At 63.6% G+C, this 15,346-nt stretch carries 20 protein-coding genes; 16 read left to right on the top strand and 4 right to left on the bottom strand.

Going from position 1 to position 15,346, the window contains the following annotated elements:
• Positions 1-63: 63 nt before the first annotated feature.
• Positions 64-363, bottom strand: coding sequence for a hypothetical protein (locus tag MKK65_RS20650; protein WP_243959996.1), 300 nt, complete (start codon positions 361-363; stop codon positions 64-66).
• 208 nt (positions 364-571) lie between these two features.
• Here MKK65_RS20650 and MKK65_RS20655 point away from each other — a divergent pair, with 208 nt between their 5' ends.
• From MKK65_RS20655 to MKK65_RS20670, 4 genes are all read left to right on the top strand, one after another.
• Complete coding sequence (locus MKK65_RS20655) at positions 572-1,675, top strand: SMP-30/gluconolactonase/LRE family protein (RefSeq protein ID WP_243959997.1); 1,104 nt, start codon at positions 572-574, stop codon at positions 1,673-1,675.
• A 534-nt stretch (positions 1,676-2,209) separates the two neighbouring features.
• Complete coding sequence (locus MKK65_RS20660) at positions 2,210-3,601, top strand: HD-GYP domain-containing protein (protein ID WP_243959998.1); 1,392 nt, start codon at positions 2,210-2,212, stop codon at positions 3,599-3,601.
• 436 nt (positions 3,602-4,037) lie between these two features.
• The gene (locus MKK65_RS20665; RefSeq protein ID WP_058190974.1) at positions 4,038-4,448 is read left to right on the top strand and encodes a DUF1236 domain-containing protein; all 411 of its coding nucleotides are present in this window, start codon (positions 4,038-4,040) and stop codon (positions 4,446-4,448) included.
• Positions 4,449-5,234: 786 nt separating this feature from the next.
• Positions 5,235-5,513, top strand: a complete 279-nt coding sequence (locus MKK65_RS20670) for a hypothetical protein (protein WP_243960026.1) — start codon at positions 5,235-5,237, stop codon at positions 5,511-5,513.
• Between the two features lie 49 nt (positions 5,514-5,562).
• Here MKK65_RS20670 and MKK65_RS20675 read toward each other — a convergent pair whose 3' ends face one another.
• Positions 5,563-6,033: a regulator gene (locus MKK65_RS20675; RefSeq protein ID WP_243959999.1), complete on the bottom strand. Its 471-nt coding sequence runs from the start codon at positions 6,031-6,033 to the stop codon at positions 5,563-5,565.
• Positions 6,034-6,389: 356 nt separating this feature from the next.
• Here MKK65_RS20675 and MKK65_RS20680 point away from each other — a divergent pair, with 356 nt between their 5' ends.
• Both MKK65_RS20680 and wrbA read left to right on the top strand, forming a co-directional pair.
• Complete coding sequence (locus MKK65_RS20680; protein WP_243960000.1) at positions 6,390-6,587, top strand: hypothetical protein; 198 nt, start codon at positions 6,390-6,392, stop codon at positions 6,585-6,587.
• A 9-nt stretch (positions 6,588-6,596) separates the two neighbouring features.
• Positions 6,597-7,250, top strand: coding sequence for an NAD(P)H:quinone oxidoreductase (gene wrbA / locus MKK65_RS20685; RefSeq protein WP_243960001.1), 654 nt, complete (start codon positions 6,597-6,599; stop codon positions 7,248-7,250).
• A gap of 78 nt (positions 7,251-7,328) precedes the next feature.
• Here wrbA and MKK65_RS20690 read toward each other — a convergent pair whose 3' ends face one another.
• Entirely contained in the window at positions 7,329-7,505 is a 177-nt protein-coding gene (locus tag MKK65_RS20690; protein WP_243960002.1) for a hypothetical protein, read from the bottom strand.
• A 1,541-nt stretch (positions 7,506-9,046) separates the two neighbouring features.
• Between MKK65_RS20690 and MKK65_RS20695 the strand changes: the two genes are divergently transcribed.
• Positions 9,047-9,310 (top strand): hypothetical protein, encoded by a 264-nt coding sequence (locus tag MKK65_RS20695; protein ID WP_243960003.1) that lies wholly within the window; start codon positions 9,047-9,049, stop codon positions 9,308-9,310.
• Between the two features lie 210 nt (positions 9,311-9,520).
• Here the strand turns inward: MKK65_RS20695 and MKK65_RS20700 are convergent, their stop codons facing one another.
• The gene (locus tag MKK65_RS20700; RefSeq protein WP_243960004.1) at positions 9,521-9,781 is read right to left on the bottom strand and encodes a hypothetical protein; all 261 of its coding nucleotides are present in this window, start codon (positions 9,779-9,781) and stop codon (positions 9,521-9,523) included.
• Positions 9,782-9,979: 198 nt separating this feature from the next.
• Here MKK65_RS20700 and MKK65_RS20705 point away from each other — a divergent pair, with 198 nt between their 5' ends.
• From MKK65_RS20705 to MKK65_RS20745, 9 genes are all read left to right on the top strand, one after another.
• On the top strand, positions 9,980-10,117 hold the full coding sequence (locus tag MKK65_RS20705) for a hypothetical protein (protein ID WP_243960005.1): 138 nt from the start codon (positions 9,980-9,982) through the stop codon (positions 10,115-10,117).
• A 533-nt stretch (positions 10,118-10,650) separates the two neighbouring features.
• Positions 10,651-10,842, top strand: coding sequence for a hypothetical protein (locus MKK65_RS20710; RefSeq protein WP_243960006.1), 192 nt, complete (start codon positions 10,651-10,653; stop codon positions 10,840-10,842).
• Between the two features lie 161 nt (positions 10,843-11,003).
• Complete coding sequence (locus MKK65_RS20715) at positions 11,004-11,417, top strand: DUF5681 domain-containing protein (protein ID WP_243960007.1); 414 nt, start codon at positions 11,004-11,006, stop codon at positions 11,415-11,417.
• Positions 11,414-11,638 carry a hypothetical protein gene (locus MKK65_RS20720; RefSeq protein ID WP_243960008.1) on the top strand — a complete coding sequence of 75 codons (225 nt, stop codon included), beginning with the start codon at positions 11,414-11,416 and terminating at the stop codon, positions 11,636-11,638. The genes MKK65_RS20715 and MKK65_RS20720 overlap by 4 nt, the downstream gene beginning before the upstream one ends.
• Positions 11,639-11,858: 220 nt before the next feature.
• A complete protein-coding gene (locus MKK65_RS20725) occupies positions 11,859-12,113 on the top strand; it encodes a hypothetical protein (RefSeq protein WP_243960009.1) in 255 nt (84 codons plus the stop codon).
• Between the two features lie 656 nt (positions 12,114-12,769).
• On the top strand, positions 12,770-13,291 hold the full coding sequence (locus MKK65_RS20730; RefSeq protein ID WP_409565468.1) for a MucR family transcriptional regulator: 522 nt from the start codon (positions 12,770-12,772) through the stop codon (positions 13,289-13,291).
• Positions 13,292-13,461: 170 nt separating this feature from the next.
• Positions 13,462-13,875: a helix-turn-helix domain-containing protein gene (locus tag MKK65_RS20735; RefSeq protein ID WP_243960010.1), complete on the top strand. Its 414-nt coding sequence runs from the start codon at positions 13,462-13,464 to the stop codon at positions 13,873-13,875.
• Between the two features lie 104 nt (positions 13,876-13,979).
• Positions 13,980-14,219, top strand: coding sequence for a hypothetical protein (locus tag MKK65_RS20740; protein WP_243960011.1), 240 nt, complete (start codon positions 13,980-13,982; stop codon positions 14,217-14,219).
• Between the two features lie 565 nt (positions 14,220-14,784).
• The coding region (locus tag MKK65_RS20745) for a sugar transferase (RefSeq protein WP_243960012.1) at positions 14,785-15,346 on the top strand (562 nt) is incomplete at its 3' end.

The raw sequence follows: 15,346 nt of genomic DNA on the forward strand, positions 1-15,346 counted from the left end.
ATGACCGAGCCGGTCCGCTACCGGCCGATGGCGCCCCTCGGAGCCGCCTTACCCCCCTGAAGATCACGACCTGATCCAGATCGAGCACCGCCGCGACGTCATGCCGGTGGAGGGATGGCCGAGAGCTGCGATCGGGTTGTTGAGGCCGTCGAGGCGCTTCGTGCCAGCGGCCATAGGGTCGAGCCCGATGCCGAATTCGAGCACTGGCAGGTCGACGGCAACTTGATCACGAGCGGTAAACTCATGGCGCCGGCCCTTCGCCTGGGATTGATGGTCGGTCCCGTTCGCCTGCAGTAGCTCGGCCGAATTGGACTGCGATCTCGCCGGCGTACCGGCCACGCAACGCAACGTCTGCTTCGCCAAACCCGGAGCGCCTCGACCGCCGGCCTACTGGTTGCGACAGACGCCCGCCGGTGCCTCGGCCCGCCCCGGCGTCACACACCGGGATGATACGGCTGCCCGGCCGGTGCGGGTATGGGCCGCTGCTCTTTTCAGCTGTCGCCTGGGAACGCCGGTGGCGCTTCAAGCCTTGCCGCAGGATTTTCTGCACCCGCAACAGGCGTGAATGCGCATGACCCGCCGTTCGATCTTCGCCCTCCTGCTCGTCGGGTGCCTATCGTCGCCCAGCCACGCTGCGGACACTCAGGCCGGTCCCGACGCGCTCCAGCCGATGCTCCAGTCGGAGAGCTTGGTCTTCAACGGCGTCACGAAGGCGAAGGATGGCCGCTCGTTCTCGCCATTCCAGCGCCAGACGAAGGGCAAGGGCATCGAGCTCGGCGAGTGGCGCGACGGCAAGCCCGTCGCGTTCCCGGACGAGGCGTGGAACGCGTGGAAGCAGGGCGACGACCCGGCCAAGGCCTTCGTGGCCGTCAACGCCATCCGCATCGGCCCCGACGGCGACCTGTGGGTGGTCGACAAGGGGGCACCCGGCATGGGCGAGGCGCCCCTCGCAGGCGGCCCCAAACTCGTGCAGATCGACCTCGCGACCAACGCTGTGCGCCGGGTCTACCCGCTGCAGGCGGCGACCACCGATCGGAGCTTCATCGACGATTTCCGGTTCAACGGCCGCAACGTCTACCTGACGGATGCCGGTCAGCCCGGGCTGATCGTGCTCGATCTCGACACGGGAGCCTTGCGGCGCGCGCTCGACGGGCACTGGTCGACCATCGCGCAGCGTCCGCTCACCGGCCAGGGCCGCACCTTGCGGGACGACAAGGGCAAGCTCCTGTTCATCCACGCCGATCAGCTCGAAGTCTCCCCCGACGGCAAGACGTTCTACTACCAAGCCTGCACAGGTCCCCTCTACAGCATCGAGACACGTTATCTGGACGATGCCGGACTGAGCGATGCCGAGCGGGCGAAGCACGTGAAGTTGTTCGCCGCCACGGTCGCGACGGGTGGGACGGCGATCGACGCGGACGGCACGATCTACGCGAGCGACACGGACGGGTTGCGTATCCTCAAGATCGCCCCGGACGGGAGCATGAGCACGCTTGTAGAGGATCCGCGCTTGATCTGGGTCGACGCGATGTGGATCGACGAGCAGGGCGGCTTGTGGATCCCGGCAGCGCAGATGAACCGCACGCCGGCGATGAACGGCGGCGAGGCATCGGCGGTGAAATTCCCCACGACGATCTATCGGCTGCAGATTGGCGCGAAGCCGCTGCGCAACTGATCGAAGGGCGGACCATTGCGCTCCAGCATGAGCGCGGCGACCTCTTCCGATCAGAGCGGCGACGGTGATCGCGATGGAGCCCCGCGCTGGGGTAAGCGGGGCCACCTCATCGCGGTGACCACTACGGCAAGCCTCGACATCCTGCAGGCCGGGCGCATGACGATGCTTGGGGGGGGTCGTCGGAGGGCGCGATGGACGCCGCCGGTGCTCCCCACCCGGCCCGCGCCCCGGGTCCACCGACGCGGCTGGGCGCTCGCCTGTCCGCAGACCGTACGGTTCTTCCGGCGGTTCGCGCGGCCTGTCGTACTGGACGCGCGGCGGCACCGGGCGGGGTGCACGGACAGTCACGCTCGCGCGGCGCTCCCCAGACCCATGCCTGCGAACCTGAAAGCGGGCGACAGGACGTCGGCACCACCAGAGCAGTCCGCCTAATACGCAAGACCGCCGTGGTCTTGCCGGCTAATTCAGGCCTGAACAGCGGATATTAACGCCTACGATATAACCCCCGTCATGCCCTGATTGAGGACAGTCAGAATGGTCCATGACGCAAGCAGCCTTGAAACGGCATCTCGCAGCGACGTTCGACTATCGGACATCCTGGCGGCGTTGAGCCATGCCCTCGACCTGACCGAGGGACAACCGGCCGGCCATTGCGTCCGGGCGACCTTCATCGGAATGCATGTCGGGCGCGCCATGGGGCTCCCCACCCGCGAGTTGTGGGAACTCTACTATACCATCATGCTCAAGGACCTGGGCTGCTCCAGCAATGCCGCCCGGATCTGCGAGCTCTATCTATCCGACGACATCGGGTTCAAGCGCGACTTCAAAACGGTGAGCGACAGCTTGCCGAAGGTTCTGGGCTTCGTATTCTCGCATACCGGATTGAAGGCAGGCTTGGCCGAACGCTTCAAGGCCGTGCTGAACATCCTCCAGAACGGCGGTACGATCGTCGATGATCTGATCCAGACCCGCTGCCAGCGCGGCGCCGAGATCGCAGCCCGCCTGCGCTTCCCGCCGGCCGTGTGCGCGGCCATCCACGCGTTGGACGAGCACTGGAACGGCAAGGGGCGTCCGGATCAGCTCGGCGGGCCGGCGATTCCGCTCTACGCCCGCATCGCTCTGCTCGCGCAGGTGGCGGACGTGTTCCACACCGCGGCCGGTCCCGCTGCGGCGCTGGCCGAGGTTAGAAGCCGGTCGGGCACATGGTTCGACCCGCACGCGGTAACCTGCTTCGAGCGGGCCGCGGACACGTCGGAGTTCTGGACGATCCTCGGCTCCGAGGAGAGGGTGACCAGTGCAGTCTCGGCATTGGAGCCGGCACAGAACTTCATCGTGATCGACGAGGAATACCTCGACGATATCGCCCGCGCATTCGCTCAGGTGATCGATGCGAAGAGCCCGTTCACCTCCGGCCATTCCGAGCGTGTCGCGGTCTACGCGGACATGATCGCGGCGGAGCTCGGCCTCGACCCACACCGTCGTCGCTGGCTTCGGCGCGCGGCGCTCCTGCACGACATCGGCAAGCTCGGCGTCTCGAACACGATCCTCGACAAGAACGGCAAGCTCGACGAGGACGAGTGGCGGGATATGCGAGCCCACGCGCTCCTGTCCGAGACGATCCTGAAGCGAGTCCCGGCTTTCCACGATCTGGCGGGGATTGGTGGCGCTCATCACGAGCGCCTCGACGGCGCGGGCTATCCGCGTGGCCTAAAGGCGCAGGAGATTGCTCTGGAGACGCGCATCGTCTCGGTTGCCGACGTGTTCGACGCGCTCACCGCGGACAGGCCGTACCGGAAGGCGATGCCGCTCGAGAAAGCCCTCGGCATTCTGCGAGCGGATCTAGACAAGGCATTCGATCCGGTCTGCTTCGCGGCCTTGGAACTGGCTCTCGCCGCGATCGAGGGGGATCTGGCGCGGGCTGCGTAAGGAACAGCCGGTTTCCACGCAGGCCGCCCCTGAAGCCTCATCGGGGACGGCACGGCTGAAACAGCAGGATGCCGCAGAGGCTGCCCCCGGCCTTCGATGATCGCGTGTCTGCGGCTTCCTCCGCGAGGATCCGCACGAACGCATCACGCGCCGTGCAAGAGTTCGCTAACCGAGGGCGGTCAGCGTCTCGGATATGTCCAGACGAACGATCCGAACCGTGAGAGGCGCCCTCTGGGTCGCAGCCCTCGCGCTCTGTTGCTTCTCGGCCGTGATGCTGGCGAAGGCCAACCGGCCGGTGGAGGGCGCGCTGGCGCGTCCGGCAACGGGCGATCCGGTGACCACAGGATCCATCAATCAGGCACCAATCCGGTGGTGTGGAGCCGCTCCCTGGTGCCGCTGATTCTCGTAACCCTTCCTGCTGCTTGCTGAGGACGCCATGCGACTTTGGATCTCTCTTCCGGTGGTGCTGATGCTCGGCGCCGTGACGCCGGCTCATGCACAGGGCTTGGCACGCGGTGCGCAGGATGGCCGGGAGCGGGGCGAGGCCATCGCGGGACCGCTCGGCGCCGTGGTCGGCGAGGCAATCGGAGCGGCCGTGGGGACCGCCAACAGCATGCTCGGCATCGACCGGCGCGAGCGCTTCCGCATCTACGTGATCGGCGAGCGACGGCCATCGTTCGCCTACGCGGGATCGGTGCGGGTCGGAACGGTGCTGCCGGAGGACGGCGTCGTCTACTACGACGTGCCGTCCGAGTTCGCTCTGCCGAACTACAACTACACCATTGTCAACGACCACCCCGTCCTCGTCGAACCGCGGACGCGTCGCATCGTCGAGGTGATCGAGTAGGCAGGTTCCGGACGCTTCGACATTCGGCGCAGTCTGGATACGGCCTGCAACCCGAAGCTGGTAGCCTGCGCGGCTGGCGACCGTTTGCAGGCCGTTGGGTCGCCCGGCCCTACGTTCAACCGTTCAGCAGCCGCGGCAGACCCCTGACATCGTCCGATGGATCTTCGCGTCCCAGGCGACGTCCCGAGCTTTGCTCGCGGCATCCATGCGTCTGGCTGCCGCTTCGTTCACCTTGAGCGTCACAGGATCGATGAGAGGCGCCGACTGGACTCCGACAACCGACCGCGCCGGTTCGGCCGTGGCCGGCACAACCATAACACAGGTAAAGGCGAGCAAAGCAGGCCGAAACATCGCGATATAATCCCGGGAAATCGGACCTCTACGCTCAAGATCGTGTTCAAGTTCCTGTCGTCGATGCGTTTTGCGTGTTCGGGGCGGGCTTTGAGCTTGTCCCACGCAGAAATCTCTCGGGCAGACGAAGCGGTGCGGATGGCGGATCGACAGGGTGGCGGCCCCGTGCCGCCGGGCATGAAGAAGGCGTAGCGACGGGAGGCCTTTACCAATCGCGCATGGACCTATCAGACGCTGAGGTCTGGGCGCGCCTCGCGATGGCGATCTCCGCGCTGTCCCCGCCGGCCGCGATCGTATGGGGGAAAGGGCCGCCCCATCGGGCCGATCGCCGTCCTCAGATTCGTGTTCTGGCCCGGAGCGCTGATCCTGGCACTGCGTGCGACAGCATCAGGATTTATAACCTCAAATCTGTTGAGGGCCTGAACAATATCGAACGTGGTGATGTTCAGCCCAAGACGGACCGAATCGATCCGTCTGAAGGAAAACGCCATGTCGATGAAGACACTTGCTCTCGCTGCTGTGCTGACGTTCGCCGTCACCGGGGCGGCACTGGCCCAGACGCCCGCCGGCGGCGGCAGCGCCGAAGGCAACATGAACAACCCCGGCAGCGTGAAGAGCTCGTCTCAGAAGCGGATGGGTGGTCAGACCGGAATGATGGGACGGCGACACATGACCCGCCACCGGCGGCATCACATGCGCCGCTCCGGCATGTGATTTCGGATGCACCGGCCCCGCAGCGGAAGAACTGCGGGGCTACGTTCGATCAGGCGGGGCGACCAGCGACCTTCGCAGCTGTCCCGTCCGCGATCTGTGCCTCGAGCTGCGCCTTGAAGTCGGCGATTCCGAGCACCTGGGTCGTGTTCCCGTGCGCGTCGAGGAACTCATAGAGCGCATCGTCGATGTTGCGATTGCTGAAGAAGACGATCGCGTCCTGATCGCCGGCGCCCTCTTCGTGAGGCTCGCCATGGGCGGGGCCTGAGACGAAGCTGCCGGTGGGCCGAATTTCCTTCAATGTACCGTCCGGACGGTAGAACCGCAGCTCACCGTGCATAACCAAGGTGACGTAGGGGCAATGATGCCGGTGCAGCATCACCCGCTGGTTGGCAGCGAACTTGAAAAGCACGTCGACAATGCGGTTCTCCTCATCGACCTTGTAAACGAAGAAGGCGATGTGATCGAGCCAGTCGAGTGTGCGCCACGTGATGTTGCTCTGGTCGAAGCTATGCGCTGCCATGTGGTTTCCTCCAGCTTATATTAGGGCGAGCGGCGAGTGGCACATGACCGTCAGCCGTGGCTCGTCCGAGACGGAACCTGGGGCCCCGCCTCGCAGGATCAAACCCGCCGAGGGCAGACCAGCTGCTTGAGACGTGCACGGCTGCTGGTGGATCCCCCCTGCTCGGGGCCGTCAAAAGCATCCGGACCGCATCTGTAGATGCGCGATCCGGATCGACCTGCGAGCCATGGCGCCACAGGGACGGACCTATTGAGTAGAGCACCTGTTGCCCCCTCGGATCCGCACCTGTGGATCAGCGAGGTTTCCAAGTGGCAGAGCGGCATTCCAGTCAAAACGGTCAGCACGGTGGTCCCGGCATGCCGATGTTCTGCGGGGTGATTGGCGGCACCGGTCTCATGCTGGCAGCGCTGACCGTGCTGATGGCCGACCAGATGGCCAGCTCCCATCGAACAGTCGGCCATGCGGCCGATGCCTCATCGGTTTCCGCCAGACCTGCAGGGGCGCACAACGTCTCATCCGACCCGCAACCGCCAGCCCATGGCGTCAACCCATAGGAGCGTGGTGTGGCTGATAACTCCCCGAATCCGACTCGTCTGCTGATCGTCTACTATTCGCGCACGGGCAGCGTGGAAGCCCTCGCAACCGCTGCGGCTGAAGCTGCACGGGAGGCAGGGGCCGAGATACGCGTGCGAAGGCCGCGCGAAGTCGTCGATGCGGCAGTCATGGCGAAGGTCGATGGGTGGACGGAGATTGCCGCCCGGCAGAATGCTTTGTACGCGGCTCCCACACACGAGGATGCCGAGTGGGCCGACGCCATTCTGTTCGGCACACCTTGCTATTTCGGAGCTATGGCGACGGAGCTGAAGAACTACTTGGACCTGCTCGGCCCACAGTGGAAACGCGGTTTGCTCGCCGGCAAAGTCGGAGGTGCCTTCGCGGCGGCTTCCTGGCCGCACGGGGGATCCGAAGTCGTCACGCTCTCGCTGTACGCCCCGATGGCGCATCTGGGCATGGTGATCCTGCCGACCGGCTACACCGATTCGGCCATGCTGGAAGCGGGCTCGCCTTATGGCGCGTCCGCCATCGTCGGTTCAGAGAACCGGCCGCCCCGGACGGAGGATCTCGATGCGGCCCGCCATCAAGGTCGGCGGATGGTGGCGATCACGAGCGCCTTGATCGCAGCTGGAGAAATGCCAAACCGGCAGAAGGCCCCCTGAAAATCTCTCACAAAACGCCCTCTGCGCTGTCTTGTGCAGAGGGGGACGCCCGAGGATCGGGCGTTTTGTGAGGTGCGTCTAAGCCAAACCGTCCTGAGCCGCCGCGTCCGGATCATCGGGCGTGCTCTCGGCGTCCTTCACCAGGTCTTTGCTCCCAGGCTCGCTGCCCGTCGTCGGATCAGGCACGTTGACATTCCGGATCGGCACCGTGGGCGGCACGACGCTTTCACCCTGCGGCTTGTCGGTCTCGGCCATTATGTCCTCTCGGGTTTCCACCAGTTGCTACCTTGCCCGCCGCCGTTCGTGGCGCCACAGCGCGACCGCCACACGCCGCGCCTCATAGGTTCGGCGCAGCGGTGTCCCGAGCCCGCCCTGTCCCTCAGGAGAGAAGGCGTAGGTCAGGACCCCGTCGGGTCCATAGGTTCGGCGCATCTCAGCCCGCCACAGGCTGTCCGCAACGGCCAGGGCAGACTCCGTCAGGGCGAGACGGGCGGGGTCAGGCGAGGCTGATGGCTGGATGTGCATCTCGCTCAACGCGCCGATCAAGCCGAGGGTCCGCGTCGACAAACGTCCCGGCCCTCAACATTTTCGCCACATGCCCGGGCAGCACGGCCAGTCCTACGGCTCGCTCGGCTGTCGACACTTTCCACGCGCGGCATCCATCTGGCGGTCAAGGTCGCTGCAGGATTTACAAGGCCGATACCCGTCGCGCACCTCGTGTCGGCCTTGATCCGCATGATCGGCCGGGCGATCTCACCGACGGAAACCTTCCGCGACCAAACAGCTAGGCTCTCCTCAGCCGCACGCACGCCCCCTTACCGTCCTCTTCGCGCATCAATGACACCGGCGGCCTCAAGGTCAGCCTCGCACTCAGTCGCCAGGGCCCACACGTCGCCTAACGGCGACGAGGACCAGCGTCAGTCGCACCACGGCGTTTGTCGCCCGCAGAGGCAGCCAGGGCGACGCCAGGCGTGGCCTCAGCCCAGCTCGATGCGTCGGGCGACCTCCATCAGCACGTCCTCCACAGGAGGCGGCCAGGGTGCGCATTGTCCAGAAGCATCTGTCCTCGCCTGATCCCCAACGCCTCTGGTCCTGGCTGATCCTCTCAATCAGCCCGGTCCAAAGCCAGCCGGTCAGGTCAGCCAGGATGTGACCGGCGCCCTGAACCAGTTCTGGTCAGCTCGTTCATCAATCCGCCGATGCGTGGGCGTGAGTGAGGCTTCTACCAACCAAGCCCAAGTCCCTTGGCCCGCGCGTTAGGCCTCGCCTCATGCAGCAGTGCCACCAAGGTATCGAAAGCGCCTAGCGCCTGATTTCGAACGCTGGCGGGGCTCGGATCGCCCTGGTTCAGCTCGGCCGCAAGCTCCGCTGAGGCGGACAAGGCCTTCGCAAGCCCTTGTTCGATCGGGGGCATCATCACGACCCGGCGCCAGAGGCTTGCTGCGGCGTTGGCCGCTACAGTCCGAACATTCTCTCCCATGCCAGCGGGCGCCGTTTCTAAGACGCCGCCCCAGGGACGCAGGATGAGTGCGAGCGGGGCAGGAAGCTCGGATAGATCGACCATAATCGGCATCTGTCGGCCGCCTGTTCTGTTTTTCAGGCTGAACACGGCCTGGAACAGTCTAAACCCGCATCCGGATATAGTTTATTCAGGGGTAGATGCCTGATTGATATCGATGAGTACGTAGTTTGCCGCGGGATCGGGCCCGGGCGAGGACAGGGCTCCCCTCTATCGGCCGAGACGGCGGTGGGCGAGCGCGCTACACCGCTAGGACAACCGAGCCTGCGGAGCCCAAATGTCCTCACCCCTTGAGAACGTCCTGCTTGAAGAGCTGCGTGACCTAACAGTCCGCGTGGAGGTGCTGCAGAAGACTCTGGGGACGGCCATCTCGCTGATGAGTCAAAAGCAGCGCGACACCATCATCGAGGCTCTCGCACTGAGCTTGAAGATGACCGGTAGCGAAGATCCCCGCGGCGTGGCTGGGCCGGCCGTCAAGGAGATGATGGATTACGCGCTGCTGCCTTGGTACGCGGCGGAGGGGCGGTCGGAGGACGCCTGAAGCTGCCCGTCGACATGGAAACGGCGGGGTTTGCACCCCGCCGCCAATCCATCAAGTCATGTTGGGCGACGGCTCAGCCTGCCCATCGACGCGGGGCTACGAGCCCAGCAGCATGCTGACCGAGCCGATGAGCGTTACGAGGAGCCCGACCACGAAAACCGCGATCATCGCGTAGGAAACAGCCTTGAGCTTCATCGCCTATCTGCCGGATCAGCAGCGGTAGCCGCCCGCGGTCTGGCCGTACTGCTTCACGGGGCGGGTCTGCTGATCGGCGTTGCCTTCCGCCGCCGAGCTCATCGGGCAACGGTCGTAGTTCGGATGGTCGTGCACGCCGAGCCCGAGTGAGCCGGTGGCTGTGACATCCTGCGTGACGAAGCCGGTCCAACGGGCGCCGTTGGCGGCCATGGCTGACGAGATCGGAGCGACGCCAAGGATAAGCCCAATGGCGGCGGCGGCGATACGGGTCTTCATGGGTAAGATCTAGCCTTTACAAGGTACAGTCCGCTCATTCCGGCCTGTTTCTTCTTGTGCAGGACATAGATGGGTATCCATCGTTCGCCGTGACGTGCCGCGGCGCACGCATCACAACGGATGAAAACGAGGCTGACTTTTCATACGCCGCTTCGCTAGTATGCCGTCTACAACGCCGGGATAGAGGCCGTCCGGCGGATGGCGCTCACCACCGCCATTACCCTGGAGGTTCGAGACGATGCCGGACGCGTCCAGAACCAGGCCGCCGTCGCTGTCCTGCAGGCACTCGCCGAGAGCGCTCAGGAGCTGATGCTGCGGGAGGCGGCCGAAGCCTGACCACCGGGCGTCTGCAACGAGTGGGAAACCGATATCTCGTCAGGCAGCGCTTCTGCGGGGCACCATATGCGTCTGTCCTAAAGCCAGACGGATAGTGAAGAATGCCCTTAGCCCAGTACCAGCTACGCGCTTACCCTCCAATGCAGATCGCAAGGTGTGCCGTCATAAATGCGCATATACTTTTAGTAGTGTATCAATTAGATTGCTATTGATGCACTGAAGCAAAATATTTTGAATTTTATTTGAAGCGCAATAAATGTGAGATTTTAATTGACGGAAATGTGACCGCGCGCTTTGCGAATATGCACGCCTGCGTGGTTTTACGCGATGCATTCCCATATAGGTTGTGCAAAACCAGTCCCGTCGGCGACCAGCCGATGGCGCCCACGCCAGTGTCTCTTTAACCCCCTCGATCCGCTGGCGTGGGTGCTCTCATCGGGAGCGGGCAGCCGTCATACTCCCGGCTGCATTGGACGGGCGCGCACGTGACAGGGTCGCCGACCAGTATCGATGAGCCAGAGCCTGGACCGCGAATGTACTGCGTTTTCAGCATCGGTCAGGACGGCACCGTGGGGAAAGCCGACATCCTCGACGCTGATACCGACGATGCGGCGAAGGCTGTGGCGGCCATGCTGTCCAACGGCCACGGCATCGATCTCTGGGAACGAGCCCGTTACCTCGCCAGCTACCCGCCTCTGAGCGCTACGCACCCTGAAGGGGAATGATCCAAGCTTGACGTCCGTGCCTATTTGGACCGCCTGAAATGGTCCGGAGGCAGCCGCTCAACTCGGAGCCTCGCATCACGGTCACTGATCTGTTCTCATCCTGTATTTTCAGGTAGCGCACTATAGCTTAAGCCAATGGGCTTTCTGTGATACGATAGGCAATGTCGAACGGCGGAAAATTCGGAGCTGGTCAATCCGGCAACCCAGCTGGAAGGCCCAAAGGCGCCCGCAACCAAGCCACGCGCGCCATCGAGGCGCTGCTGGACGGCGAGGCCGAGGCGCTGACCCGCAAGGCGATTGAGATGGCGCTGGACGGCGACGGGCCTGCCCTGCGGTTGTGCCTCGACCGGCTGTGCCCACCTCGCAAGGATCGCCCCGTACCGTTCGCCCTTCCCGCGATCGCCACCGCAGCCGACGCCGTGAAGGCCAGCGCTGCCCTCGTGGCAGCGGTCGCTGAGGGCGAGCTCACCCCATCCGAGGCCGCCGACTTCGGCAAGTTGGTCGAGACCGTTCTTCGCGGGATCGAGCTGACCGACGTGCAGGACCGTCTCGCCCGCCTGGAGGCCCACACATGAGGATGATCACCGAGCGGCTTCGCAAGGTCGAAGCGCGGCACACGGCCCGTCAGTTCGTGCCACGCCTGACCAAGCGGGAGCGCGACGCATTGACAGCAGCAGCGCGGGACTGTCCCGACATTCGTGCCGCCTCCCTGGCCGCGATAGAGGCAGAGCCCAAGACGGAGCCCCGCAATCGCGCCCGAGGTGTGTTCGAGGCCTTCATGATGGCAGACACATGACCCGCAGCCTCGGAAACCGCTTGAGCCGGATCGAGCGCCTTCGCGCAGCCGGTGATCCTGCCGCAGCACCCCGGGCGATCGTGCTTCGCCTTGCGCCAGGTGAAGCATCTGCCCCGCACTTCGTCGCGCTCATCGAAAGGAGCGAGCACCGCCGAGGCTGGCCTGTCCTGGCAATCCGCGCCGACTGGCCGGCAGTCGCCCAAGCAGGAAGCCCAACGGCATGAGCAACGTCACTGGCCTGACCAAGCGCCTGGACCGCATCGAGGCCCGGCGCGGCGGCGATACGATCACCGGCCTGCTCAACCTCGCCGGTTACCCGTCCGAGATCGCAGCCGAGGCGGTTCGAGATTGGCGCACGTGGGTCGCCGACGGCCGTGCCCGCCGCATTGGCAGTACTCTCGTCCTGCGCGGGCCGATCCTGACCGTCGAGCAATGGGCTGCCCGCCATGCGCCCCATCGGGGCAGCCTTCAGTAGACTAATTCGGGCTGGCCGCCGAGGAGTGGGCGGCCTGGTTCGTCATCGAGCACTTAGGAGCAACCCGAAAGCTCCCGCATTAGCGTGCTGCAACTCGTGACCCTGCGAGGCTGATCCCTCGCTTGCCGCCGGCCGAAGGGCTGGCATCCACCCATGCGCTCGGGTTTTGTCGCGAGAGATCGTGTAGCGCATTTCCGACAAAACCAGCGACCCGCCGAAGGCTGGCACCCTCGCAGGTCGCTGCAATCTGCACCCCGAGTTGGCGTGTGTGGCTGCGCCCGTAGAGGTAGACGGCCAACCGGGCCCGCGTGGCTTCCGGGATGCCGCCGAGCTGGTCAGCCAATGCCTCTGGTTCTGCGCGATAGAGTCGACTGAGCATGTCGATTGGGACCGGACAATCGGCGGCCGGATCTTCGGCGCTGACGGGGAAGGCTCGGTTCACGGCGACACCTGTAACCTGCTCAATCGCAGGCTGCTGTGATCTTGGTTAACAAATTATTTCGTCGGAACTATCCCACTCAATCACCGTCAAAATTTGTATCGGCGTTTGAGGCTGCCGCTCTGACAATATCCGAGTTCATACATAGTTTTGATGCAACCCGCCGAATTTGGCCGCATTTAAAACGAATGATGGTAGTTCTTCGCTTAGGTGCAGCATGGACGACATGATCGAAACATCTCAGGTCGGAAACGTCGATCTTATCGAGCTGACGACCGGCATCGTCTCGGCCTATGTGTCGAACAACCACGTGCAGGGTGCTGAGCTTGCGACGCTGATTGCGAGCACCCACGCTGCGCTCTCGGGGATTGGCCAGGGCAATGTTATTGCTGCTCCGGCAACCGAGAAGCTGACTCCGTCGCAGATCCGGAAGTCGGTCACAACCGACGCGTTGATCAGCTTCGAGGACGGCAAGCCGTACAAGACCCTCCGCCGCCACCTGACGATCAGAGGACTGACCCCTGAAGCCTACCGCGAGAAGTGGGGCCTTCCCCGCGACTACCCGATGACCGCGACCAGCTACTCCGAGCAGCGCTCTACGCTTGCCAAGAACCTTGGCCTTGGCTTGCAGCGCCGGAAGACGGTTCCGAAGGCCGCCGCGCCTACGGAAATCGTCTCTGACAAACCGAAGCGTGCTGTGGGTCGACCGCGGAAAGCAAAAGATGCGGAGGGCATCTAAGGCTGCCGCTTAAGCACGATGGGGCAGGTGCTAGCTACACCCAAGCTATGCATTGAATGCAGTTAGGGGTTGCGCAACTTAATCGTGCATGTCGCCGTATGCGGTTGTGTTTCCTGTCCGGTTGGCAACGGCGCCCCCCCGGCTCCCTCGCATCTCGAAAGCTGCCTACGATGACCGCCACCCATGCGCCGAAGCTGGCCACCGACGCCGATCGCATCATCGGAAGCCGGATCGCGGCGCTCCGCTCGGCGCAGGGCTTGAGCCAGACGATGCTTGGGCAAGCGATCGGCGTGAGCTTCCAGCAGGTGCAGAAGTACGAGAAGGGCCGCAATCGCATCGGTGCCGGTCGGCTTCAGGCCATTGCGGACTTGCTGCAGGTGCCAGTTGAGACCTTCTTTGCTGGGCAACTAGGCACTGAGGATGGGGCGGTTGCGGCTCCGACCTTCTTCGCCGATCCGAAGGTGATGGAACTGGTTATGGCGTTCAATAGCATTTCCGACGAGACGACGCGCAACAGCGTTCTTTCGATCGTGAAGGCGGCGGCCACCCTTCGGCAGGGCCCTGCCAATAGCCACGCTTCGTAAGTAACTGCAGCCGAGAAGCACGCCGGTAAACGCTACGTAGAAATTGCGTTTGATTGCAGTGAATACAACTTATAAGCGAGCATGGCGACACGTCGAGGGTTGCCATGGCTGCGCGAACGAGCCTCATCGTCTTGATAGCCGCCGCCTACATCGGCGGAGCAGCCGCGCTTCAGATGTGCTGGCAGTACAGCTTCCTCTTGGCTCTCGTGGCCGCGCCGCTCGGTGGCAGCCTTGCGGTCCTATCCGCCGCGCTTTTGCTCTACCTGCGAAATTTGGATGGCAAGAGCCGTCCGTTCGGCTCTGCTGAGCGTATGTCTTCCAAGGCGATGGACCGAGTCATCTGAGTTCAGCATCATTCGCTGAACTTCACTAGAGATGCCTGTTCCAACCGCCCTGTGAGGGCGTTCGCCCCTGGGCGTCGTGGATTCTAACGTCGTCCGTCTACATCTTGCAGAGCAGACCAGCCTGACGGCCAAGGGCTCACGCACGGCAAACTCAGTATTCTTTACCGAGGGCGACTGATCATCGCTGCGGCGAGCGTTCCAATCGTCGCGCCGAGTTGTGCTCCGATCAGCGCACCAATCCAGCTCCACTCCAGACCTACAATGGACCCAATTACACCACCGCCGAGTGCGGCGCACAACAAAACTACTAACAAGACGACGCTCTTTCGGATTTTTCTATTTTTAATAATCTCGAATATATTTTGACAATAATTCTGATTTCTCGGTCATATTCTCGTCCTAATTCAATCTATCTGTTTCAAAGTGAGATTATATACGTAACTTTAAAACTTTCTTAACTTGAAAGACAATTGCATCGACGCTTGTGGAGGATGATTTCCCCTGCTATCTGGCCGAAAATAGAATTTTAACGCCCGCTTAACCCACTTTCGAGGAGCTCTCGATCATGCTGCGCTCGGTTGGATCAACGCCATCCATAGCTACTACTGCGCCGCAACATGGGATCGAAGTTGTTGATATTGCTGAACATTTTGTTGATCAAGTGAGCGTCGCGGTTGCAGATTCCGCCCTGCCGGAGACGCCTTTTGTGGTTCGAGAGCTGCGGCTCGAATGGGCGGCCAAGCGTGGGCTCGATATAGGGGTGGCGGCCACCGCGCTGTTCCTGCTTCTGCCGCTGATGCTGGTGATCGCCGCGCTGGTCTGGGCCGGGGACCGCAAGGCGCCGATCTTCCGGCACACGCGGCTGGGTCGGGACGGGCGCAGCTTCGGCTGCCTGAAGTTCCGCTCGATGGTGGCCGACGGCGAGGGGGTGCTCGCCGCCCATCTGGCCGCCAGGGCGGCGCGACCGGCCGCATTCTGGCGCGAGGCCGAGGCCAAGCTTCGCAAGATCCGCGAAGAGAAGCTGCGCGAGCAGAAGCGCGAGGAGCGACTCGAGGAGATTCGCGAAGCGAAGCTGAAAGCGGCCCGCGAAGCCAAGGCGAAGCAGGCGAAGGCGCAGCAGGGCGCGG

Source organism: Methylobacterium sp. J-001 (assembly GCF_022829565.1).
In the GTDB taxonomy this organism is placed as follows: Bacteria; Pseudomonadota; Alphaproteobacteria; order Rhizobiales; family Beijerinckiaceae; genus Methylobacterium.